This window comes from Brevundimonas sp., from assembly GCF_013912005.1.
Lineage (GTDB): Bacteria > Pseudomonadota > Alphaproteobacteria > Caulobacterales > Caulobacteraceae > Brevundimonas.
The window spans coordinates 17,768-38,935 of the sequence record NZ_JACESB010000024.1; the positions used below are offsets into that span (position 1 = coordinate 17,768).

The following is a 21,168-nucleotide window of genomic DNA, read 5'->3' on the forward strand; positions in this document are numbered from 1 at the left end:
GGCGTCCTCACGAGCAACAGGGCGCGAGGTCTGCCAACAGCGGCTCGCACAGGTCCGCCCTGCCCCCACAGCAGTCCTTGAGCAGGAACAGGACCAGGTCGCGAAGCCGGTCCAGGTCGGCCCGATAGATGATCGACCGGCTGCGACGTTCCGACTGGATCAGCCCCGCCCGGCTTAGGACGGCCAGATGGGACGAAAGCGTGTTGGCCGGGATGGCGAGGTGATTGGAGATGTCACCGGCCGGCAGGCCCTCCGGTTCGTGACGGACCAGGAGACGAAACGCCTCCAACCGGGTCGACTGCGCCAGGGCAGCGAGAGCGAGAATCGAGGCTTCGGCTTCCATAGTTCCGCATTAGTCGAAATATGGAAGTATTCAAGCCGCTGACGCCAGGGGATGCGCAAGCCTACGGTGGAGAGGATACGGCTAGGCCTGTCGCAATCTTTCGGGTTCGATTCTCCCAGCAAAGCGGAGATTTCGATGGCCCAGGCCAGCCCACCCCTACGCCGCACGATCAAGAAACCTGAACTGCACCAGATGGTGCCGCTCGCCGACAGCACCATCTGGGAGATGGAGCGCCGGGGCGAGTTTCCGAAGCGGTTCCTTCTGACGCCCCGCTGCGTGGTCTGGGACCTGGCCGAGGTCGAGGCGTGGCTCGAGCGGCGCCGCAACCAGCCGATCCGCCGCGCCCCGCCGCCCGATGTCCGCCGACGCGTCAGCCGACCCGTCAGAACTTTGGATCGAAGCGAGGTCCCTCTCCCTCCGGCACACTGAGCACCGGCGTGAACGTCCGCCCGGCCTCCCAGGCCTCGACCGCGTCCGACCACTGCTGCGCCATATGCCGTCGCTGCATCTCGAACTCCGCCTTGTTGTAGACCCCGCGCGACGACCGCTCCTCGTGAGCCAAGCCCTTTTCGATCCAGTCCGAGTTGAACCCCATCTCGTGCAACAGGGTCGAAGCCGTCCGTCGCAGGTCGTGCACGGTGAACGGCTCCAAAGGCAGTCCCCGCTTCTTCGCCAGCGCGGCGATGGCGGAGGTCACGCGATTGAAGGTCGCCCGCGACATCGGCGCGTCCGCGTCGTAGCGCGACGGCAGGATGTATTTGGAGTTCCCCGCGCAGGTCTTCAGGGCGATCAGGATGTCGAGCATCTGGGTCGACAGATAGACGTTGTGGGGCCGGGAGCGCTTCATCCGCGCCGCCGGGATCGACCAGACGGCGTTCTCGAAATCCACTTCTGGCCAGACGCCATCCTGCAGTTCGCTCTTTCGCACCATGCTGAGCAGGATGAACTTCAGCCCGAGCCGGATGGTCGGCAGGGTCGCCACCTCTCCGAGAAGCCCCAGCATGATGCGGATCTCGCTCGGCGACAGGCTGCGGTCTCGCGGCCGGAAGGTCGCGATCGACGCCGGCCCGACGCCGTCGGCCGGATTGTCGATCTTCTCGCCGTGCAGAATCGCCCAGGCGTAGATCTGTTTGACGATGTCGCGCACATGGATCGCCGTCGCCGGCGCGCCGCGGTCCACGATGGTCTTGCAGTGCGCCCGGATGTCGTCGGGAGTGATCTCGCTAAGCAGGCGGTTTCGCCACTGCGGCAGCACCTCGCGATTGAAGATCGACCGGCGCATGTTCCGTGTGCTGTCCGCCATCGGTGCGGTGTCCATCCAACGCTGGGCGACATGCTCGAAGCTGCGCGCCTCTTTCAGACGACGCTTGGCGCGCTGCTTCTCCAGGGCGGGCGACACGCCGTCCGCGATGGTCCGCTTGATCTCGAACAGACGTTCCCGCGCCTGCGAGAGGCTCAGACCGCCCCGTCCGTAGCGCCCCAGGGTGAGCGTCTCTCGCCGACCGTTGAAGCGATAGTCGTAGCGGAACGAGATCGCTCCCCCGGGCGAGATGTAGGCGTACAAGCCGTCCCTGTCGGTACTCTTGTAAGGCTTTGATTTAGGCTTCAAATTCTTCAGAGCGGCATCGGTAAGCACGGTAAAACCTCCTCGCACCGGACAGGCCCGGAAATCGGCGGTTCGAGGTCGATATTTTCTCGCCTTTTCAGCGTCTTGCTTGAAAAGAATACCGTCAACGGCTCGCCGTGGCCCAGACGGTATGAGCCGGAATCCATGGGAGCAACGGAGCGCGATACCGTCAGACAGGTCGGCATCACGAAAAAAAGACCCTCCGAAAGGCTCCGAAGGGTCTCGACAGAATTCACTTTCGCGTCAGCAACTTACAGCCCATTTCGGAAGCGTTCTCGAAAGCTCCCGAAAGGCCCGAATTATTCCCACTCGATCGTGCCGGGCGGCTTGGAGGTGACGTCGTAGACGACGCGGTTGACCCCGCGCACCTCGTTGATGATCCGCGTCGCCGTCCGGCCCAGCATCTCCCACGGGAAGGGGAAGAAGTCGGCGGTCATGCCGTCGGTCGAGGTGACGGCGCGCAGGGCCAGCACCTTCTCGTAGGTGCGCGCGTCGCCCATCACGCCGACGGTCTTCACCGGCAGCAGCACGGCGAAGGCCTGCCAGATCTGGTCGTACAGACCGGCATTCCTGATTTCTTCCAGATAGATGGCGTCCGCTTCCTGAAGCGTTGCGACAGCTTCCGGCGTGATCTCGCCCGGGATGCGGATGGCCAGACCCGGCCCCGGGAAGGGATGGCGGCCGACGAAGGCGTCGGTCAGGCCCAACTCGCGGCCCAGCGCCCGCACCTCGTCCTTGAACAGCTCGCGCAGCGGCTCGACCAGCTTGAGCTTCATGAAGTCCGGCAGGCCGCCGACATTGTGGTGGCTCTTGATCACCGCCGAAGGGCCGCCGGTGGCCGAAACGCTCTCGATCACGTCGGGATAGAGGGTGCCTTGGGCAAGGAACTCCGCCCCCTCGATCTTCGCCGCCTCGCGGTCGAACACCTCGACGAACAGCCGGCCGATGGTCTTGCGCTTGGTCTCCGGGTCGCTGACGCCCGCCAGCGCGCCAAGGAATTCCCCTGACGCATCAACATGCACCAGCGGAATGTTGTAGTGTTCGCGGAAGAGCGTCGTGACCTGTTTCGCCTCGTCCTTGCGCAGCAGGCCGGTATCGACGAACACGCAGGTCAGCTGGTCGCCGATCGCCTCGTGGATCAGCACCGCCGCGACCGAGCTGTCGACTCCGCCCGACAGGCCGCAGATCACCTTCGCCGACCCGACCTGCTCGCGGATCCGGGCGATCTGCTCGTCCCTGTAGGCGGCCATGGTCCAGTCGCCCTTCAGCCCGGCCACGCCGAACAGGAAGTTGCGGTAGATCTCGGCCCCGCGCGGGGTGTGGTGCACCTCGGGGTGGAACTGGACGGCGTAGATGCGCCGCGCCTCGTCGGCGATGGCCGCGAACGGCGCCCCGGCCGAGGTGGCGACGACCTTGAAGCCCTCGGGAATGGCGACGACCCGGTCGCCGTGGCTCATCCACACCGGCTCGCGGTGGTCCACCGCCCCGACGCCGGCGAACAGCGGCGTCTCCTCGGTGATCACGATCTCCGCCCGCCCGAATTCGCGGTGATGGCCGCCCTCGACCTTGCCGCCGAGCACGTCGCAGAGCAGCTGCTGTCCGTAGCAGATGGCCAGCATGGGCAGGCCGAGGTCGAACAGCTTGCGGCCGATGCGCGGGCTGTCCGGCTCCAGCACGCTGGCCGGCCCGCCCGACAGGATGATGGCCTGCGGCTTCAGCTCGTCGACCACCGCCTCGGCCTTGTCGAAGGGATGGATCTCGCAATAGACGCTCGCCTCGCGCAGCCGCCGGGCGATCAGCTGGGTCACCTGGCTGCCGAAGTCGACGATCAGGACTTTCTCGTGGTCGGCGGGCGTGCTCATGGCAAGGTCGGTTCCAGGTGAGGGGCGGATTGGGCCGGGTCTTGGCCGCCCGGTCCGGCGAGTTCAAGGGCGGCGGGGCCGCGAGCGTCCAGAACGGCGGACAGCCGGTCCAGCGCGTCGGCCAGATTTTCGTCGACAAGGTGCAGCGTCGAGGTCCAGTCCTCGAGCGCCCTGAGCTCGGCGCGACCATCCGAGACGCCGCGCAGCGCCACCAGCGGCACGCCAAAGGTGCGGGCCGCGCGGACCAGGGCCCAGGTCTCCATGTCCACCATCTCGGCGTCGATGGCGTCGTAAGCGGCGCCCGAGACGACATTCGCCCCCGTGGACAGCCGGGCGGCGGGCAGGTCCGGAACAGGGCACGGCAGGGGCAGAACGGCCGGTTCGTCCAGCAACGGCGTCACGCCTTTCGCGAAGCCGAGCGGGCTGGCGTCCATGTCGCGATAGCTGACCGAGAGGGCCTGGTAGACGGCGGCGTGCTCCAGCTGTCTCGAGCCGCACGATCCGAGCGAGACGATCACATCCGGCAGGCCGTCGACGCCCTCCAGCCGGCTCAACGCCCGCGACAGGACGATCGCCGCCTCGACCGGTCCGACGCCGGTCGTCAGCGGGTCGATGCGGGCGCGCAGATGGCGGCCGTACTCGACCGCAGTCGCCATCACCGGCAGGACGGCGACGGCGCCGTATCGCTCCAGCCTCATCCGGTCCGCTCGAAGAGCGCGGCGAAGAAGCCGTCGGTGTGCGTGGAGGCGGGAGACAGGCGCAGGCGGTGGCCATCGGCCAGGGCGGCCAGCCGCTCGCGGGCGGCGTCGGTCAGGCGCGGGCTGGCGAGGGCGTCGGCGACCGGGACCGGCCGGAACGACGGGTGGGCCGCCTCGAAGGCGGCCGTCGAGGCCTCGTTTTCGCGGCTCAGCATGGAGCAGGTGACGTAGACCAGCCGGCCGCCGGGCCTCACCAGCAGGGCCGCCTGCTGCAGGATCCGGACCTGCAGGGCGTGCAGCCGTTCGACCTCCTCGGGCGTCAGCCGCCACGCGTCCTCGGGCCGCCGCCGCCAGGTGCCGGCGCCGCTGCACGGCGCGTCGACGAAGACCAGGTCGGCCTGACCGTTCAGGTCCTCGGCCCCGCCGCCGTTCTGGCCCAGCAGGCGCAGCTCGGCCTCCACGCCGGCCCGCTCCAGCCGGGGACGGATGTTGTCGAGCCGCTTCTGGACCACGTCGCAGGCGACCAGCCGCCCCTGCCCTTCCAGCGTCTGCGCCAGCGCCAGGGTCTTGCCGCCGCCGCCGGCGCAGTAGTCGACCACGGTCATGCCCGGCGCGGCCCCGGCGAGCCAGGAGACGATCTGGCTACCCTCGTCCTGGATCTCGAACCGTCCGGCCTTGAAGCCTTCCAGGGCCTGGATGTTCGGCGGCGGCTCGGACGGAAGGCGCAGGCCGACGGCCGAGAACGGCGTCCGCTCCGGCGCCAGCCCCGCCTCGCGCAGCTCGGCCTCGACCGCGTCCACGGTCGCCACGGCGGTGTTGACCCGCAGGTCGATCGGCGCGCGCGGCGCCATCAGGGCGCGCGCCTCTTCGCCCCAGCCGTCGCCGAAGGTCGCCTTGAAGTCCTCCACCGCCAGTTCCGGCAGGCCCGAGGCGACCCAGCCCGGCAACTCGCCCTCGCCGGCGGCGGTCAGGCGGCTGCGCTCCTGCTTCGACAGCGGCCGCGGGCCGTAGCCCTCGCCCGCGTGCAGGGCCTCGATCTCCTCCAGCGGCAGGCCGTCGATCAGGCTGAGGGAGGCGATGACCAGCGCCCGGCCGTCCTCTCGGCCGCCCATGGCCCACGACAGCCGGCCGCGGGCGCGCAGCACCTTGTAGACCCGGTCGGCCACGGCGCGCCGGTCCTTGGAGCCGGCGTAGCGGTTCTGCTGGCCCCACGCCTTGAGCACGGCCTCGGCCGGCTGGCGGCCCTGGGCGATTGAGTCCAGCACGGAGGCGGCGGCGGCGAGGCGGGCGGCGGGGGTCAAATCGGAACTTTCAGGCGAACAGGGCGGCGATGACCATGACCAGCCCGGCGGCGGCGACGAGCCAGACCAGCGAGCGAACATAGGCCACGCCAAGGGCGTAGAGCGGCAGGTAGACCAGCCGCGCGGCGAAGTAGAGGCCGGCCCCCCAGAGCGTCAGGGCGCCGGTCTTGCCGGCGATCTCGGCCATGATCACCGCGGCGGCGAACAGCGGCAGGGTCTCGAACAGGTTGGCCTGGGCCCGCATCAACCGCCCCGCCAGCCTGCCCGGCGGCGGCGTCGCCTCGTCGCGCGGCCCGGCGTTCCACTTCGCCCCCAGCTCGGCGGTGCGCGCCATGCCGGCGGCCCCTATCTGCACGAGGGCGAGGATCAGGGTCAAAGCCAGGAAGGTGAATTCCGGCGTCATCTCCATGGCTTGCCCTATCTTTCTCAACCTTGCCTGTAGTTCGGCGCCTCGCGGGTGATCATCACGTCGTGGACGTGGCTCTCACGCAGCCCCGCCCCGGTGATGCGCACGAACCGCGCCCGCCGCTGGAACTCGGCGATGGTCGGCGCCCCGACGTAGCCCATGGAGGCGCGCAGTCCCCCGACCAGCTGGTGCAGCACCGGCGAGATCGGCCCCTTGTAGGGCGTCTGGCCCTCGATGCCCTCGGGCACCAGCTTCTGGGTCTCCACCTCCTTCTGGAAGTAGCGGTCCGCCGAGCCGGCTCCCATGGCCCCGACCGAGCCCATGCCCCGGTACGACTTGTAGGAGCGGCCCTGGTACAGGAAGACCTCGCCCGGCGCCTCGTCGGTGCCGGCGAACATCGAGCCCATCATCGCCACGCTGGCGCCGGCCGCGATGGCCTTGGCCAGATCGCCCGAATACTTGATGCCGCCGTCGGCGATCACCGGCGTGCCGCTGTCGCGGGCGGCGCGGGCCGACTCCATGATGGCGGTCAGCTGCGGCACGCCCACCCCGGCGACGATGCGGGTGGTGCAGATCGAGCCCGGCCCGATGCCGACCTTCACCGCGTCCGCCCCGGCGTCGATCAGGGCGCGGGCGGCGTCGTAGGTGGCGACGTTGCCGGCGATCACCTGGATGCGGTTGGACTCCCGCTTCACCCGCTCCACCGCGCGCGCCACCTGCACCGAGTGGCCGTGGGCGGTGTCGATCACCACCACGTCGACCCCGGCATCGGCCAGGGCCATCGAGCGCTCGAAGCCGCTGTCCCCGACCGTCGAGGCGGCCCCGACCAGCAGGCGGCCCTGCTCGTCCTTGGCGGCGTTCGGGAAGGCCTGGGCCTTCTGGATGTCCTTCATGGTGATCAGGCCGACGGCCCGATAGTCCTCGTCCACCACGATGACCCGTTCGATCTTGCGGGTCCGCAGCAGCTCCTGCGCCTCCAGCCGTCCGGCGCCCTCGCGCACGGTGATCAGGTCGCCCGTGGTCATAAGGGCCGCGGCCTTGATGTGCGGATCGTTCTCGAAGCGCATGTCGCGGTTGGTCAGCATGCCGACCAGCCGGCCCGTGGCCGGATCGACCACCGGGAAGCCGGTGATCTTCTTGCGCGCCACGATCTCGCGCACCTCGCCCAGCGTGGTCTCCGGCGTCACCGTGACCGGATTGACCACCATGCCGCTTTCATAGCGCTTCACCTGCCGGACCTGGTCGGCCTGCTCCTCGACCGTCAGGTTGCGGTGCAGCACCCCCAGACCGCCGGCCTGGGCCATGGCGATGGCCAGCCGCGCCTCTGTCACCGTGTCCATGGCGGACGACAGCAACGGGATGTTCAACCTGATGTCGCGGGTCAGCTTCGTCGAGACGTCCGCGTCGGCGGGCATGATCTCGGACGGGCCGGGTTCGAGCAAAACATCGTCGAAGGTGAGCCCTTCGCGAATCTCCATGAGGAGCCTCCGTTTTGCGGGCCGCGTATAACCGTGTCCCGGCCGGAACCGCAAGGCCTCGCCGCGCCTATCGTTCCGATAAGAACAATTGCCTTGCCGGGGGCGGCTTTCGCCCCACATCTGGAGCGACATGGTTCGACTGTTGATCAGCACCGCCCGGCAGCTTGCGCTCAAGATCGCAAGCTACGGCGTCATGCACCTGGTGGTCGCGATCCTCGTCGCCTTCGCCATCACCGGCGACTGGCGGCTCGCCCTGGCCGTGGGCCTGGTGGAGCCCTTCTTCCAGACCATCGCCTATTCCGTGCACGACCGCGTCTGGCACCGCATCGAACGGCGGCGGATGCTGTCCGGCCTTGAGGAGGCGTCGGAGGCCTTCACGGCCCGCCTCGACCTGATGTCCCCGGAGGAGCAGTCGCGCGCCCACGGCCACCACGGCCACAGCCACGCCCTGCCCCGCTCGCTGAAGCAGGTCGCGCTCAAGACCGTCACCTACGGCGTCATGCACTTCGCCGTCGCCGTGCTGGTGGCCTTCGCCCTGACCCGCGACATCCGCACGGCGCTGGCCATCGGCATCATCGAGCCGCTGGTGCAGACGGTGTTCTTCACCGCCCACGACCGGATCTGGAGCCGGATCGAGGCCCGCCGCGAACGTCGCCGCAGCGCGCTGGCCGAGGCCTGAGACCTACTTCTTCCCCGTCGCCACCAGATAGACCTCCGACGAGCCCTTGCGGCTGGCCTTCGGCTTGATCGGCCGCACGTCCTCGAACTCGGCCCGCAGCCGGGCCAGCACCTCGCCGGCGTCGCTGCCCTGGAAGCTCTTGGTGACGAAGGCGCCCCCCGGCTTCAGGTTGCGGATGGCGAAGTCGGCGGCGATCTCGATCAGGGCGATGATCTTCAGGTGATCGGTCTGGCGGTGGCCGATGGTGTTGTGGGCCATGTCCGACAGCACCAGATCGGGCGGCCCGCCCAGCGCCTCCAGCAGCTGCCGGTCCACCCCCGGATCGGTGAAGTCCGCCTGGATCAGGGTGGCGCCGGGGATCGGCTCGATCATCAGCAGGTCGACCCCGACCACCGCCGCCGCGCCGCGGTCCAGCGCCACCTGCACCCAGCCGCCGGGGGCCGCGCCGAGATCGACCACCCGCGAGCCGCGCCGGATCAGATGGAGCCGGTCGTCGATCTCCATCAGCTTGAAGGCGGCGCGGCTGCGCCAGCCCTCGGCCCGGGCGCGCTCCGACCATTCGTCGGCCAGCTGCCGCTTGATCCACTGCTGGCTCGACATCGACTTCTTTTCGGCCGTGCGGATTTTCTGGCCCATGCCGCGGCCGGCCGCCGTTCCCCCCGAAGGGGGACGCACCATGCGGCGGCGTTCGACCGGCTTATCGTCCTCGCTCATGCATCCCACATAGCCGTCACCGGGTTTGCGGGCTATGACCCCCGCGAAACGAAAGGAGCCGACATGGCCGAGACCCTGACCTTCACCCTGGACACCGGCGACGGCGAGCCCCGCGACGTCGTCATCAAGCTGCGTTCCGACCTGGCTCCCAACCACGTCAAGCAGATCACCGAGCTGGCCTCGGAAGGCTTCTACGACGGGGTGGTCTTCCACCGCGTCATCCCAGGCTTCATGGCCCAGGGCGGCGACCCGACCGGCACCGGCACCTCGGGCTCCTCGAAGCCGAACCTGAAGCAGGAGTTCTCGGCCGAACCGCACGTGCGCGGCGTCTGCTCGATGGCCCGCACCTCCGACCCGAACAGCGCCAACAGCCAGTTCTTCATCTGCTTCGACGACGCCACCTTCCTCGACCGCCAGTACACGGTCTGGGGCCAGGTCATCGAAGGCATGGAGCACGTCGACGCCCTGCCGAAGGGCGAACCGCCCCGCAATCCCGGCAAGATCGTCAAGGCGACGGTGGGCTGAGCGCGTGTTCTCAAGCGCGGTTCGCGATCGGCTCATCGCACGCTATCGCGAGCCGCACCGCCGCTACCACACCCTCGCGCACCTCACCGACTGCCTCGCCCAGGCGGCGGCCTCGACCGACCTGACCACGGCCGGGCGCGACCTGCTGGAGACGGCCTTGTGGTTCCATGACGCGATCTACGATCCCGCACGGACCGACAACGAGGCGGAGAGCGCCCGGCTGGCGCGCGAGGAGCTGGCCGGCGAGGGCGCGCCGGAAGCGGATGTGGCCGAGGTCGAGCGCCTGATCCTGCTCACCGCCGGGCACGCCGCCGCCGCCGAGGACGAGCTCGGCGCGCGGATGGTGTCGATCGACCTGTCGATCCTCGGCGCGGCGCCGGCCGCTTACGACTCCTACGTCCGCGGCGTGCGCCAGGAGTACGCCCACGTGCCGGACGAGGCGTGGCGGGCCGGCCGGGCGGCCGTGCTGCAGCGCTTCCTCGACAGTCCGCAGCTCTACCCCGATCCGGCTTGGGCGGCGCGGTTCGAGGCGCGGGCGCGGGCCAACATCGCCCGCGAGCTGGAGAGCCTGCGGGCCTAGCCCTCGATCTCCACCACCTCGACCCGCGGTCCGTTCAGCACCAGGGCGATCTCGCCGCGCTTCAGCTTCAGCGCGTCCTCGCCGAACAACTGCCGCCGCCAGCCCTTTAGCGCCTCCACGTCGGCGGCGTCGCTGAGGGCGATCTTCTCGAGGTCGGCGACGTTGGCGATCAGCTTGGTCGCCACGCCGGCGTTGTCGCTCTTGGCCTTGAGCAGCACCTTGAGCAGCTCGACCACCGACGGCGGGGCCGGCTGGTTGTGCGACGGCCGCTCGATCTTCGGCGCGTGCGCCTCGGGATCGGCCAGCACCCGCTTCAGCTCCTCGGTCAGCTCGAGCCCGAGCCGCGAGGCGCCGAAGCCCTTGGGCACCGAGCGCAGCCGGTTGAAGGCCTCCGGATCGGTCGGTCCCTGGGCCGCGATCTCGTCGACGGCGTCGTCCTTGAGGATGCGCCCGCGCGGCTGGTCGCGATCCTGCGCCGCCCGCTCCCGCCACACCGCCGTGGCCTTGAAGGCGGCCAGATACCGCGCCGAATACTTCTTCGGCTTCAGCCGCTTCCACGCCTTTTCAGGATCGGTGTCGTAGAGGGCGGGATCGGTCAGATCCTCCATCTCGGCCATCACCCAGTCGAGGCGCCCGTCCTTCTGCAGCCGGTCACGCAGCTTCGGATAGAGGGCCGCGAGGTGGGTGACGTCGCCCAGCGCATAGATCAGCTGGGCGTCCGACAGCGGCCGCCGCGCCCAGTCGGTGAAGCGGCTGCCCTTGTCGACCTCCTGCCGGAGCATCTGGCGCACCAGCGCCTCGTAGGAGACCTGGTCGCCGAAGCCCGCCGCCATCGCCGCCACCTGGGTGTCGAACATCGGCCGCGGCACCGCGCCCAGCTTCACGAAGATCTCCACGTCCTGCCGGGCCGCGTGGAACACCTTGAGGATCGATTCGTCGCGCAGCAGGTCGAGGAAGGGCTCGAGGTCGAGCCCCTCCGCCAGCGGATCGATGATCGCCGAATCCGTGGGCGAAGCGGCCTGGATCAGGCACAGCTTCGGCCAGTAGGTGGTCTCGCGCATGAACTCCGTGTCGACGGTGATGAACGGAGCGGCGGCGAGGCGGGCGCAGAAGTCGCGCAGCGCCCCGGTGGTGGTGATCGGCGTCATTCGGGTGCTATAGCCCCGCGCGACCGCTTCGTGGCAAGAGCCGCCGACGCATTTCCGCCTCCAGAATCAGGCCCGTGACCGATGAGCGACACTCCCGACACCCCGCGCAACGGCCTCACCTACGCCGACGCGGGGGTGGATATCGACGCCGGGGAGATGCTGGTGGACGCCATCAAGCCGCTGGCGAAATCGACCCGCCGGCCCGGCGCGGAGGCGTCGCTGGGGGGATTCGGGGCGCTGTTCGACCTCAAGGCGGCCGGTTTCGAGGACCCACTGATCGTCGCCACCACCGACGGCGTCGGCACCAAGCTGAAGATCGCCATCGAGACCGGACGGCATGACGGCGTCGGCGTCGATCTGGTCGCCATGTGCGTCAACGACCTGCTGGCCCAGGGCGCCGAGCCGCTGCTGTTCCTCGACTACTACGCCACCGGCAGGCTGGACGTGGACGCCGCGAAGCGGGTCGTCGCCGGCATCGCCGAGGGCTGCCGCCAGGCCGGCTGCGCCCTCGTCGGCGGCGAGACGGCCGAGATGCCCGGCATGTACGGCGGCGGCGACTACGATCTCGCCGGCTTCTCCCTCGGGGCGGTCGAGCGCGGCCACGCCCTGCCGTACCTCGACCGCCAGCAGGCCGGCGACCTGATCATCGGCCTCGGCTCCTCCGGGCCGCACTCGAACGGCTATTCGCTGATCCGCAAGGTGGTCGAGAAGTCGGGCCTCGGCTGGAACGCCGACGCTCCCTTCGCGAAGGACAGGACGCTGGCGCAGGCCCTGATGGAGCCGACCCGCATCTATGTGAAGCCGGTGCTGCCGCTGATGAAGGCCGGACTGGTCAAGGGCGCCGCCCACATCACCGGCGGCGGTCTGGTCGAGAATCCGCCCCGCTGCATCGCCGACGGCCTCGCGGCAGCCTTCGACTGGGACGCCTGGCCCCTGCCCCACGTCTTCCGCTGGCTGGGCGAGACCGGCGGGATTTCGGACCACGAGCTTCGCCGCACCTTCAACTGCGGCGTCGGCTTCATCCTGATCGTCAGCCCCGAGAACGCCGAGCCGGTGCTGGCGGCCCTGCTCAACGCCGGAGAGACGGCCTTCGTCTGCGGCCAGCTGATCCCGGCCTGAGGCGCGGATCCGCGGGCCGGTCGCCGGCGCGTTGACCCTGCAGGCGGCGACCGGCAAGGTCGCCGCCGCCGCGTAAGAGTGAAGGAGTTCCCCGCATGCGCATGCTGCCGGCCGCCATGGCCGCCCTTCTGCTCGCCGGCCCCGCTGCTGCGGGTCCATCCGCAAGCGACGAGCAGGCGCTGCTGCACCGCCTTGCCGGCGAGGTCCGCCCGGAGCGGATGCGCGCGGACATCGAGGCGATGGTCGGCTTCGGCACCCGCCACACCCTTTCCGAGACGGAATCGGAGACCCGCGGCATCGGCGCCGCCCGGCGCTGGGTGCAGCGCCGGTTCGAGGGCGTCTCCGGCCAGTGCGGCGGCTGCCTCGAGATCGTCACCCCGTCCGACACCGTCACCGGCCCCCGCGTGCCGACCCCGACCGAGGTCGTCGACGTGGTCGCCATCCAGCGCGGCACGGGCGACCCGAACCGGGTGATCATCATCTCCGGCCACCTCGATTCCCGCGTCAGCGACGTGATGAACTTCACCGACGACGCCCCCGGCGCCAACGACGACGCCTCCGGCGTCGCCGCCGTTCTCGAGGCCGCCCGCATCCTGTCGCAGCACAGCTTCGACGCCACCCTCGTCTACGCCGCCCTCTCGGGCGAGGAGCAGGGCCTGTTCGGCGGCAGGATCCTGGCCGACTACGCGAAGGCCCAGGGCTGGCGGGTCGAGGCCAACCTCAACAACGACATCGTCGGCAACTCCGAGGGCCAGTCCGGGGTGCGCGACACCACCCGCGTCCGCGTCTTCTCGGAGGGCACCAAGACCGTCGAGACCGAGGCCCAGGAGGAGCGGCGCCGTTACAACGGCGGCGAGGTCGACTCCGCCTCGCGGAACCTCGCCCGCTTCATCGACGGGCTGGCGGACCGGTACCTGACCAACTTCGACGTCGAGATGATCTACCGCACGGACCGCTTCGGCCGCGGCGGCGACCAGGTCGAGATGCTGCGCGCCGGCTTCCCGGCCGTGCGCATCTCCGAGGGCGCGGAGAACTACGACCGCCAGCACCAGGACCTGCGCGTCGAGGACGGAGTGCACTACGGCGACACCATCGACGGAGTCGACTTCGACTACCTCGCCCAGGTCGCCCGCCTGAACATCGTCAGCATGGCGGCCCTGGCCAACGCGCCGGCGACCCCGCTCGAGGTGACTATCGAGGGCGCGGTCAAGCCGGACACCACCCTCCGCTGGCAGGCCGTGCCCGGCGCCGCCGGGTACCGTGTCTGGTGGCGGCCCACCACCGCCGCGCAATGGACCCACAGCCGCTGGGCCGGCGACGCGACGGAACTGACCCTGCCCGGCGTCGTCATCGACGACTACTTCTTCGGCGTCTCGGCCGTCTCGGACGACGGCTACGAAAGCCCGGTCGTCTTCCCCGGCCCCGCCGGCTCCTTCGTGGCGGTCGGGGACCCGCCCGCCCGGGCCCGCTGATGGGCGCGGCAGCGCGGCGCCGCCGGGCGGCGGTGCTGATCTCGGGCACGGGATCGAACATGGCCGCCCTCGTCGAGGCGGCGCGGCAGGACGACTGTCCCTACGCCGTCGCCCTGGTCCTCTCCAACCGGCCGGACGCCGCCGGCCTGGCGCGCGCCGCCGAGGCCGGCGTTCCGACGCTGGCGGTCGATCATCGCCCCTTCGCCGGCGACCGGGAGGCGCATGAGCGTGCCATCGACGAGGCCCTGCGCCGGCATGAAATCGAGGTCGTCGCCCTCGCCGGCTACATGCGGCTGCTGACCCCCTGGCTGGTCGGCCGCTGGAGCGGACGGATGCTCAACATCCACCCCAGCCTGCTGCCGAAGCATCCCGGTCTCGACACCCACGCCCGCGCCCTCGCCGCGGGCGACACGGAGGCGGGGTGCACCGTCCACCTGGTGACGGAGGGCGTCGACGAGGGGCCGGCGCTGGCCCAGGCCCGGGTGCCGGTGCAGCCTGACGACACCCCCGACAGCCTCGCCCGCCGGGTGCTCGCCGCCGAGCACCGGCTGTACCCGCGCGCCCTCGCCGAATTCTGCCGGTCGCTGGATTAGCTTTTCGTAATGCTTCGCCTTTGACCGAGACAGGGCCCCGCCGCTGAGTCAGGGTCCCGCCGCTCTGTTCGGGGAACCCTCATGTCCAAGCTACGCCTTCTCGCCTGCGCCGCCGGCGCCGTTCTCGCCCTCGCCGCGGCTCCGTCGCTGGCCCAGACCCACGCATCGCACGGCGCGCACGCGGCCCACGCGCGGCCGGTGATCGGCGCCTGGGGCTTCGATCTGGAGGGCATGGACCGCGCCGTCGCCCCGGGCGCGGACTTCAACCGCTTCGCCAACGGAACCTATCTGCGCAACACGGCGATCCCGGCGGACAAGACCTCCTACGGTGCCTTCGACATGCTCTACGATCGCTCGCAGGAGAACCTGCGGACGCTGATCGAGGAGAGCGCCGCCAACCCGACCTCCAGCCCCGAGGCCGCCCGCATCGGCGCCCTGTTCGCCAGCTTCATGGACGAGGCCCGGGTCGAGCAGCTGGGCGCCGCGCCCCTCGCCGCCGACCTGGTCGAGGTCCGCGCCGCCGACTCGCACGAGGAAATGGCCGCCCTGATGGGTCGCAGCCAGGGCGGCTTCGGCGGCTCGCTGTTCGGCCTGGCGGTGTTCGAGGACCTGAAGGAGCCGAACCGCAACAGCGCCTACATCTTCCAGGGCGGCCTCGGCCTCCCCGACCGCGACTACTACCTTGAGCCCGCGTTCGCCGAGCAGAAGGCGGCCTACCAGGCCTATGTGCGGAAGGCGCTCGAGCTGGCGGACTGGCCTGAGCCGGAAAAGGCCGCCGCCGACATCGTCGCCTTCGAGACCCGCATCGCCGAACAGCACTGGACCCAGGTCGAGAGCCGCCAGATCGACCGGCTGCACAACCCGACCACCGTCGCGGATCTGGCGGCCTCGGCGCCCGGCTTCGACTGGGGCGTCTGGGCCGAGGCGGCGGGCGTCGGCCGCGACCGCACCCTGATCGCCGGCAACAACACCGCCTTCCCGGGCATGGCCCGGGTGTTCGCCGAAACGCCGGTCGCGACCCTCCAGTCGTGGCAGGCCTTCCACACCATCGACCAGGCCGCCCCCTACCTGTCCAGCGCCTTCGTCGACGCCAAATTCGACTTCTACGGCAAGGTCCTCGGCGGCCAGCCGGAGAACCGCCCGCGCTGGAAGCGGGGCGTGCAGCTGGTCGACGGATCGCTGGGCGAGGCGCTCGGCCGCGAATACGTCGCCCGCCACTTCCCGGCCGAATCCAAGGCGCAGATGGAAGAGCTGGTCGCCAACCTCCGCCAGGCCATGACCGCCCGCATCGAGGGCCTCGACTGGATGAGCCCCGAGACCCGCCAGCAGGCGCTCTACAAGATGAGCCGCTTCGGGGTGAAGATCGGCTATCCGGAGCAGTGGCGCAGCTATGACGGCCTGCACCTCGATCCGGCCGACCTCTACGGCAACGTCGAACGCTCCTCGGCCTTCGAATGGGCCTGGAACCTGTCCAAGCTCGACAAGCCGGTCGATCCGCTCGAGTGGGGCATGACCCCGCAGACGGTGAACGCCTACTACAACCCGCCCCGCAACGAGATCGTCTTCCCGGCCGCCATCCTGCAGGCGCCGTTCTTCGATCCCAATGCCGACCCGGCGGTGAACTACGGCGGCATCGGCGCGGTCATCGGCCACGAGATCACCCACGGCTTCGATGACCAGGGCCGCAAGGTGGACGGCGACGGCGTGCTGCGCGACTGGTGGACCGCCGAGGACGCCGCCAAGTTCGAGGAGCGCGCCCGCGTGCTCGGGGCCCAGTACTCGGCGCTGAGCCCGTTCGAGGGCGTCAACGTCAACGGCGACCTGACCATGGGCGAGAACATCGCCGACCTCGGCGGCCTGCTGCTGGCGCTCGACGCCTACCGCATGTCGCTGAACGGCCAGCCGGCGCCGGTGATCAACGGCCTGACCGGCGATCAGCGCGTCTTCCTCGGCTGGGCCCAGGTCTGGCGCGAGAACACCCGCGACGAGGCCCTGCGCCAGCAGGTCACCGTCGACCCCCACGCCCCGGCGCAGTACCGGGCGGGCGCCACGGTGCGGAACATCGACGCCTGGTACGAGGCCTTCGGCGTGAAGCCGGGCGACGAGCAGTACCTCGCCCCCGAGGCCCGCGCCCGCATCTGGTAGGCGCCGCCCGACCCCGGAACGGAAACGGCCCCGGCGATCGCTCGCCGGGGCCGTTCTCGTTTCTGGCTTCCGCCCTACTTGTCGGGCCGGGTCGCCGCGCCGGCGGCGGCGCCGATGGCGGCGCCCGCGACGGTCGAGCCCGTATCGCCGCCGATCGCCTGGCCGGCGGCCGCGCCGGCGATGGCGCCCGTGGCGGCCCGCTGTTCCATGGTCGAGCCGCAGGCGGCGAGGAGCGACAGGGCGGCGGCGGCGGACAGCTTGAGCAGGGTCTTCATCGGGGTTTCTCCGGGGAGGTTCGGGTCTGGCGGATAACGTCGCGCTGGCGGGCGCGTTCCGCCTGCGCTTCCGCCCGACGCACCGCGAGCGTCAGGACCAGCACCACGGCGGCCGCCGCCCACAGCGAGAGCACGCCCCAGCGCACGAAGCTGACCGCGCCCAGGGCGCCGCCCGCGGCGAGCCCCGCCCACAGCAGGAGGAAGGGGACCCAGTCCCACCTCGGGCCGCCGCAGAGGGCGGTGGCGATCCGCTGCCCCATCCGCACCAGGGTGCCGGTCATGTAGGTCAGGCCGACGCCCACGTCCCCCTGTCGCTGGAAGACGGCGTTCTCCACCCCCATGGCCAAGACCACCGCCGCCATCCCCGCCGCCGTCCAGCCGGCGGCGCAGAGCCCGGCCGCCAGCAGCAGGAGCGCGGCCTCGACCGCCAGCACCGCCGACCGGCGGTCCTCCCCGACCCGCCGCGCCACCAGGGCCCCGGCGACCACCCCGACCACGAACAGGCCGATCAGGCCGGCGGCGACCCCGGCCTGGTCCCATCGCCCCAGGGCGGCCCCCACCCCGAAGCGGGTCAGGTTGCCGCTCATGAAGGAGACGAAGAAGCCGCCCAGCGTCAGGAAGCCGATGGCGTCGACGAACCCCGCCAGCGCCGACAGGCTGGCCGCCAGCAGCACCCCGCGTCGTCCGTATTCCCGCATCCGACTCGCCCCTTGCCGCAGGAGCCTGACACGACAACGGCCGGGTCGTCACCGACCCGGCCGTTGCCTGAAGCGTCGATCCGACGGCGATCAGCCGACGATCTGGTCTTCCGTGAAGAACTGCTCGATCTCGATCTTCGCGTTCTCGAGCGAGTCCGAGCCGTGCACCGAGTTCTCGCCGATCGACAGGGCGAACGACTTGCGGATGGTGCCTTCGGCGGCCTGTTCCGGGTTGGTCGCGCCCATCACCTCGCGGTAGCGGGCCACGGCGTTGTCGCCTTCCAGCACCTGGACGACCACCGGCTCGGCGGTCATCTGGGCCACCAGCTCGCCGTAGAACGGACGCTCGGCGTGGACGGCGTAGAACTTCTTGGCCTGCTCTTCCGACAGCTTGACGCGGCGCTGGGCCACGATGCGCAGGCCGGCGTCCTCGATCACGGCGTTGATCTTGCCGGTCAGGTTGCGACGGGTCGCGTCCGGCTTGATGATCGAGAAGGTGCGTTCGGTCATGGGAGTGACTTCTGTTTGGGAGATTGAAGGTCGCGGGCTTATAGACGCGCCCTCCCCGCATTCCAACAGCCCGTCATTCGCCCCTATCGCTCGCCGCGCGGCGGCTCGCTACCTGAGGGGCGACCGCCGTTCTCCCCGGACTTCCCTTCCCCATGCTCCAGATCACCAACCTGACCTTCAACGCCTGGGGCCGCCAGTTCCTCGACGACGCCTCGGTCAGCCTCCCCCCCGGGGCCAAGGTCGGCCTCGTCGGCCGCAACGGCATCGGCAAGTCGACCCTGTTCAAGATCATCCTCGGCGAACTGGCGGCCAACGGCGACGAGGTCTCCCTGCCGAAGACCGCCCGCATCGGCTCGGTCGACCAGGAGCACCCGGCCACCCCGGTCAGCGTGCTCGACACCATCCTCGAGGCCGACGTCGAGCGCCACGACCTGATGACCCGGCTGGAGACGGCCGAGCCCGAGGAGATGGGCGAGATCTGGGGCCGGCTGATTGAGATCGACGCCGACAGCGCCCCCGCCCGCGCCGCCGAAATCCTCGCCGGCCTCGGCTTCAGCCCCGAGGACATGCAGCGGCCGATGTCGCACTTCTCCGGCGGCTGGCGCATGCGCGTGGCCCTGGCGGCGGCCCTGTTCGCCCAGCCCGACATGCTGCTGCTCGACGAGCCGACCAACTACCTCGACCTCGAGGGCGCCCTGTGGCTCGAGGCCCGGCTGAAGAAATACCCGGCCACGGCCCTGATCATCTCGCACGACCGCGAGATGCTGAACGAGGTCTGCACCCACATCCTCCACCTCGCCAACCGGAAGCTGGAGCTCTACACGGGCAACTACGACGCCTTCGAGAAGATGCGCGCCGAGAAGCTGCGCCTGCTCTCCGCCACCCGGGCCAAGCAGGACGCCGAGCGGGCCCACCTGCAGGCCTTCGTCGACCGCTTCAAGGCCAAGGCCTCCAAGGCCGCCCAGGCCCAGTCGCGGGTCAAGAAGCTGCAGAAGATGCAGACGGTCGAGCTGCCGCCCGAGGAGCGCGTCGCCCCCTTCACCCTTCCCTCGCCCGAGCGCCCCCTGCCGCCGCCGCTGATCCGGCTGGAGAAGGCCTCGGTCGGCTACGAGCCGGGCAAGCCCATCCTGCGCAATCTGAACCTGCGGATGGACCTCGACGACCGCATCGGCCTGCTCGGCGTCAACGGCGCCGGCAAGTCGACCTTCGCCAAGCTCATCGCCAAGGCCCTGACCATCGACGCCGGCGAGTTCCACCGGGACGGCAAGATGCGGGTCGGCTGGTTCCACCAGCACCAGATCGAGGCCATGGACCCGACCGACACCCCGCTGGAGATCATCCGCCGGGCCATGCCGGACGCCTCGGAGTCCAGCCGCCGCAGCCGGCTGGCCCAGTTCGGCCTGCCGTTCGAGAAGCAGGAGACCAAGGTCGCGGCCCTGTCGGGCGGCGAGCGCGCCCGCCTGCTGCTCAACCTGGTGGCCATGGACGCGCCGCACATCCTGATCCTCGACGAGCCGACCAACCACCTCGACATCGACAGCCGCCGCGCCCTGCTCGACGCCCTCAACGCCTACACCGGCGCCGTCATCCTGATCACCCACGACCGCTCGCTGATGGAGCTGGTCGCCGACCGCCTGTGGCTGGCCGCCGACGGCACGGTGAAGCCCTTCGACGGCGACATGGACGACTACGCCAAATTCGTCCTCGACCGCGCGAAACAGGCGGGCATGAAGCCCTCCCAGGTGAAGGCGGAGCCGGCGCCGGCGGCCACAGACGCGGCCAGTTCGGGCCCTCAAGCAGCGAGCGGCCGCGCCGCGAGCGATAGGGCCCCAAAAAAATCCGGCCCCTCCCCGTCCACCCTGCGCCACGCCGCGAGGAAGGCCGAGGAGCGCATGGCCGCCCTCGCCGCCGACCTCGCCCGGCTCGACGACGACCTCGCCAACGCCGCGGTCCACGATCCGAAGAAGCTCGAGGGCCTGACCCGCGCCCGCGCGAAGGCCCAGGCCGACCTCGACGCCGCCGAGGCCGCCTGGATGGAAGCCGAGGAAGCGCTGGCGGAGGCGACGGCCTGACGACCGGGCGCACGACGGCGATGTTCACGTAACGGGAATCGTTGGACGCTCGACCATCGCACGTGGAGCCCGCCCATGATCCGTCCCGCCGTCGTCGCCGCCGCCCTTCTCGCCGCCGCCCCGGCCTTCGCCCAGGAGCCGGGTCGCGAGCGCTACCAGCTCGAGGTTTCCGTCGTCCGGAATGGCGTCGAGATCGTCTCAACCCGCACCCAGATCGTGGAGGACGTCCCCGCCAGCGCCTCGGCGAGCATCAACGGCGTCACCTACGCCTTCGAGGCCGACCTGTTCACGGTGCAGGGCGACGGCGGCGACGCGCAGATGATGGTCCAGGCCCATCTGTCGCGCGGGGAAGTCGAGCTGGCCGCCCCGCGCCTCACCTTCCTGCGCGGCGATCGGGCCGCCGTGCGGGTGGGGGACGACTCCGGCGACCTGCTGACGATGTCTATCACGCCCATCGACTGAGCCCCGTCGCCTTCTTCCGGCGGCGGGAAAGCGGCATACTTGCGAATCCATGCCCATCCGCCGCCTCCCCCCCGAGACCGTCAACCGCATCGCCGCCGGCGAGGTGGTCGAGCGGCCGGCCAGCGCCGTCAAGGAGCTGGTCGAGAACGCCCTCGACGCCGGCGCCCGCCGGGTCGAGGTCCAGGCCGACGGCGGCGGCCTGACCCGGCTGCTCATCGCCGACGACGGCTGCGGCATGGCCCCGGACCAGCTGGCCCTGGCCATCGAGCGCCACGCCACCTCCAAGCTCGAGCCGGACGACGCCGGCGACGTCGACCTGCTGCGCATCTCCACCCTCGGCTTCCGCGGCGAGGCCCTGCCCTCGATCGGCTCGGTCGCCCGCCTGACCATCACCTCCCGCCCCCGCGAGGGCGGCGACGCCCACAGCATCACCGTCGAGGGCGGCGCCGCCCTCGCGGGGG

At 70.4% G+C, this 21,168-nt stretch carries 23 protein-coding genes; 11 read left to right on the forward strand and 12 right to left on the reverse strand.

The genetic code is table 11. The features are described from left to right. Positions 1-7: 7 nt before the first annotated feature. Positions 8-343 carry a metalloregulator ArsR/SmtB family transcription factor gene (locus tag H2038_RS12925; protein ID WP_017505590.1) on the reverse strand — a complete coding sequence of 112 codons (336 nt, stop codon included), beginning with the start codon at positions 341-343 and terminating at the stop codon, positions 8-10. A 135-nt stretch (positions 344-478) separates the two neighbouring features. Here H2038_RS12925 and H2038_RS12930 point away from each other — a divergent pair, with 135 nt between their 5' ends. Continuing rightward, the gene (locus H2038_RS12930) at positions 479-772 is read left to right on the forward strand and encodes an AlpA family transcriptional regulator (protein ID WP_081600486.1); all 294 of its coding nucleotides are present in this window, start codon (positions 479-481) and stop codon (positions 770-772) included. Here the strand turns inward: H2038_RS12930 and H2038_RS12935 are convergent. From H2038_RS12935 to guaB, 6 genes are all read right to left on the reverse strand, one after another. Continuing rightward, positions 726-1,979 carry an integrase arm-type DNA-binding domain-containing protein gene (locus H2038_RS12935; RefSeq protein WP_055808164.1) on the reverse strand — a complete coding sequence of 418 codons (1,254 nt, stop codon included), beginning with the start codon at positions 1,977-1,979 and terminating at the stop codon, positions 726-728. The genes H2038_RS12930 and H2038_RS12935 overlap by 47 nt on opposite strands. Before the next feature lie 290 nt (positions 1,980-2,269). Then, complete coding sequence (gene guaA, locus H2038_RS12940) at positions 2,270-3,832, reverse strand: glutamine-hydrolyzing GMP synthase (protein ID WP_292113952.1); 1,563 nt, start codon at positions 3,830-3,832, stop codon at positions 2,270-2,272. Continuing rightward, positions 3,829-4,530, reverse strand: coding sequence for a 5'-methylthioadenosine/S-adenosylhomocysteine nucleosidase (locus H2038_RS12945; RefSeq protein ID WP_292113954.1), 702 nt, complete (start codon positions 4,528-4,530; stop codon positions 3,829-3,831). The genes guaA and H2038_RS12945 overlap by 4 nt, the downstream gene beginning before the upstream one ends. Beyond that, positions 4,527-5,831 carry an RsmB/NOP family class I SAM-dependent RNA methyltransferase gene (locus tag H2038_RS12950; protein WP_292113955.1) on the reverse strand — a complete coding sequence of 435 codons (1,305 nt, stop codon included), beginning with the start codon at positions 5,829-5,831 and terminating at the stop codon, positions 4,527-4,529. Before H2038_RS12950 ends, H2038_RS12945 begins: the two co-directional genes overlap by 4 nt. A gap of 10 nt (positions 5,832-5,841) precedes the next feature. Then, the gene (locus tag H2038_RS12955; RefSeq protein ID WP_292113956.1) at positions 5,842-6,240 is read right to left on the reverse strand and encodes an MAPEG family protein; all 399 of its coding nucleotides are present in this window, start codon (positions 6,238-6,240) and stop codon (positions 5,842-5,844) included. Between the two features lie 17 nt (positions 6,241-6,257). After that, on the reverse strand, positions 6,258-7,715 hold the full coding sequence (gene guaB, locus H2038_RS12960) for an IMP dehydrogenase (protein WP_292113957.1): 1,458 nt from the start codon (positions 7,713-7,715) through the stop codon (positions 6,258-6,260). A 130-nt stretch (positions 7,716-7,845) separates the two neighbouring features. Here guaB and H2038_RS12965 point away from each other — a divergent pair, with 130 nt between their 5' ends. Next, complete coding sequence (locus H2038_RS12965; RefSeq protein ID WP_292113959.1) at positions 7,846-8,394, forward strand: DUF2061 domain-containing protein; 549 nt, start codon at positions 7,846-7,848, stop codon at positions 8,392-8,394. Positions 8,395-8,397: 3 nt separating this feature from the next. Here H2038_RS12965 and H2038_RS12970 read toward each other — a convergent pair whose 3' ends face one another. Next, entirely contained in the window at positions 8,398-9,108 is a 711-nt protein-coding gene (locus H2038_RS12970; RefSeq protein WP_292113960.1) for an RlmE family RNA methyltransferase, read from the reverse strand. Between the two features lie 63 nt (positions 9,109-9,171). On the opposite strand from H2038_RS12970, the gene H2038_RS12975 reads away from it, so the two are divergent. Further along, a complete protein-coding gene (locus H2038_RS12975) occupies positions 9,172-9,633 on the forward strand; it encodes a peptidylprolyl isomerase (protein ID WP_292113961.1) in 462 nt (153 codons plus the stop codon). A 4-nt stretch (positions 9,634-9,637) separates the two neighbouring features. Beyond that, complete coding sequence (locus H2038_RS12980) at positions 9,638-10,213, forward strand: phosphohydrolase (RefSeq protein ID WP_292113963.1); 576 nt, start codon at positions 9,638-9,640, stop codon at positions 10,211-10,213. Here H2038_RS12980 and rnd read toward each other — a convergent pair. Then, positions 10,210-11,361 (reverse strand): ribonuclease D, encoded by a 1,152-nt coding sequence (gene rnd / locus H2038_RS12985; RefSeq protein WP_292113965.1) that lies wholly within the window; start codon positions 11,359-11,361, stop codon positions 10,210-10,212. The genes H2038_RS12980 and rnd overlap by 4 nt on opposite strands. A gap of 81 nt (positions 11,362-11,442) precedes the next feature. On the opposite strand from rnd, the gene purM reads away from it, so the two are divergent. The 4 genes from purM to H2038_RS13005 all read left to right on the forward strand — a co-directional run bounded on the left by purM (position 11,443) and on the right by H2038_RS13005 (position 16,690). Then, positions 11,443-12,480, forward strand: a complete 1,038-nt coding sequence (gene purM, locus H2038_RS12990) for a phosphoribosylformylglycinamidine cyclo-ligase (RefSeq protein WP_292113966.1) — start codon at positions 11,443-11,445, stop codon at positions 12,478-12,480. 95 nt (positions 12,481-12,575) lie between these two features. Next, positions 12,576-13,952: a M28 family metallopeptidase gene (locus H2038_RS12995; protein WP_292113968.1), complete on the forward strand. Its 1,377-nt coding sequence runs from the start codon at positions 12,576-12,578 to the stop codon at positions 13,950-13,952. Then, positions 13,952-14,545, forward strand: a complete 594-nt coding sequence (gene purN / locus H2038_RS13000) for a phosphoribosylglycinamide formyltransferase (RefSeq protein ID WP_292113970.1) — start codon at positions 13,952-13,954, stop codon at positions 14,543-14,545. The genes H2038_RS12995 and purN overlap by 1 nt, the downstream gene beginning before the upstream one ends. A gap of 81 nt (positions 14,546-14,626) precedes the next feature. Then, on the forward strand, positions 14,627-16,690 hold the full coding sequence (locus H2038_RS13005) for a M13-type metalloendopeptidase (protein ID WP_292113971.1): 2,064 nt from the start codon (positions 14,627-14,629) through the stop codon (positions 16,688-16,690). Positions 16,691-16,764: 74 nt separating this feature from the next. Here the strand turns inward: H2038_RS13005 and H2038_RS13010 are convergent, their stop codons facing one another. The 3 genes from H2038_RS13010 to ndk all read right to left on the reverse strand — a co-directional run bounded on the left by H2038_RS13010 (position 16,765) and on the right by ndk (position 18,173). Further along, positions 16,765-16,965, reverse strand: coding sequence for a hypothetical protein (locus tag H2038_RS13010; protein WP_292113973.1), 201 nt, complete (start codon positions 16,963-16,965; stop codon positions 16,765-16,767). Continuing rightward, entirely contained in the window at positions 16,962-17,663 is a 702-nt protein-coding gene (locus tag H2038_RS13015; protein ID WP_292113975.1) for a DUF1275 family protein, read from the reverse strand. Before H2038_RS13015 ends, H2038_RS13010 begins: the two co-directional genes overlap by 4 nt. Positions 17,664-17,753: 90 nt before the next feature. Next, positions 17,754-18,173 carry a nucleoside-diphosphate kinase gene (gene ndk, locus H2038_RS13020; protein ID WP_292113977.1) on the reverse strand — a complete coding sequence of 140 codons (420 nt, stop codon included), beginning with the start codon at positions 18,171-18,173 and terminating at the stop codon, positions 17,754-17,756. Positions 18,174-18,325: 152 nt separating this feature from the next. Between ndk and H2038_RS13025 the strand changes: the two genes are divergently transcribed. The 3 genes from H2038_RS13025 to mutL all read left to right on the forward strand — a co-directional run. Further along, positions 18,326-20,245: an ABC-F family ATP-binding cassette domain-containing protein gene (locus H2038_RS13025; protein WP_292113979.1), complete on the forward strand. Its 1,920-nt coding sequence runs from the start codon at positions 18,326-18,328 to the stop codon at positions 20,243-20,245. 75 nt (positions 20,246-20,320) lie between these two features. Continuing rightward, positions 20,321-20,707: a hypothetical protein gene (locus tag H2038_RS13030; protein ID WP_292113981.1), complete on the forward strand. Its 387-nt coding sequence runs from the start codon at positions 20,321-20,323 to the stop codon at positions 20,705-20,707. Between the two features lie 49 nt (positions 20,708-20,756). After that, the coding region (mutL, locus tag H2038_RS13035; RefSeq protein WP_292113983.1) for a DNA mismatch repair endonuclease MutL at positions 20,757-21,168 on the forward strand (412 nt) is incomplete at its 3' end.

Excerpts from the sequence above, each read along its gene's own strand:
- H2038_RS12925 (WP_017505590.1), bottom strand. The coding sequence starts at position 343 with ATGGAAGCCGAAGCCTCGATTCTCGCTCTCGCTGCCCTGGCGCAGTCG.
- H2038_RS12930 (WP_081600486.1), top strand. The coding sequence starts at position 479 with ATGGCCCAGGCCAGCCCACCCCTACGCCGCACGATCAAGAAACCTGAA.
- guaA (WP_292113952.1), bottom strand. The coding sequence starts at position 3,832 with ATGAGCACGCCCGCCGACCACGAGAAAGTCCTGATCGTCGACTTCGGC.
- H2038_RS12945 (WP_292113954.1), bottom strand. The coding sequence starts at position 4,530 with ATGAGGCTGGAGCGATACGGCGCCGTCGCCGTCCTGCCGGTGATGGCG.
- H2038_RS12955 (WP_292113956.1), bottom strand. The coding sequence starts at position 6,240 with ATGGAGATGACGCCGGAATTCACCTTCCTGGCTTTGACCCTGATCCTC.
- guaB (WP_292113957.1), bottom strand. The coding sequence starts at position 7,715 with ATGGAGATTCGCGAAGGGCTCACCTTCGACGATGTTTTGCTCGAACCC.
- H2038_RS12965 (WP_292113959.1), top strand. The coding sequence starts at position 7,846 with ATGGTTCGACTGTTGATCAGCACCGCCCGGCAGCTTGCGCTCAAGATC.
- H2038_RS12970 (WP_292113960.1), bottom strand. The coding sequence starts at position 9,108 with ATGAGCGAGGACGATAAGCCGGTCGAACGCCGCCGCATGGTGCGTCCC.
- H2038_RS12975 (WP_292113961.1), top strand. The coding sequence starts at position 9,172 with ATGGCCGAGACCCTGACCTTCACCCTGGACACCGGCGACGGCGAGCCC.
- rnd (WP_292113965.1), bottom strand. The coding sequence starts at position 11,361 with ATGACGCCGATCACCACCACCGGGGCGCTGCGCGACTTCTGCGCCCGC.
- purM (WP_292113966.1), top strand. The coding sequence starts at position 11,443 with ATGAGCGACACTCCCGACACCCCGCGCAACGGCCTCACCTACGCCGAC.
- H2038_RS12995 (WP_292113968.1), top strand. The coding sequence starts at position 12,576 with ATGCGCATGCTGCCGGCCGCCATGGCCGCCCTTCTGCTCGCCGGCCCC.
- purN (WP_292113970.1), top strand. The coding sequence starts at position 13,952 with ATGGGCGCGGCAGCGCGGCGCCGCCGGGCGGCGGTGCTGATCTCGGGC.
- H2038_RS13005 (WP_292113971.1), top strand. The coding sequence starts at position 14,627 with ATGTCCAAGCTACGCCTTCTCGCCTGCGCCGCCGGCGCCGTTCTCGCC.
- H2038_RS13010 (WP_292113973.1), bottom strand. The coding sequence starts at position 16,965 with ATGAAGACCCTGCTCAAGCTGTCCGCCGCCGCCGCCCTGTCGCTCCTC.
- H2038_RS13015 (WP_292113975.1), bottom strand. The coding sequence starts at position 17,663 with ATGCGGGAATACGGACGACGCGGGGTGCTGCTGGCGGCCAGCCTGTCG.
- ndk (WP_292113977.1), bottom strand. The coding sequence starts at position 18,173 with ATGACCGAACGCACCTTCTCGATCATCAAGCCGGACGCGACCCGTCGC.
- H2038_RS13025 (WP_292113979.1), top strand. The coding sequence starts at position 18,326 with ATGCTCCAGATCACCAACCTGACCTTCAACGCCTGGGGCCGCCAGTTC.
- H2038_RS13030 (WP_292113981.1), top strand. The coding sequence starts at position 20,321 with ATGATCCGTCCCGCCGTCGTCGCCGCCGCCCTTCTCGCCGCCGCCCCG.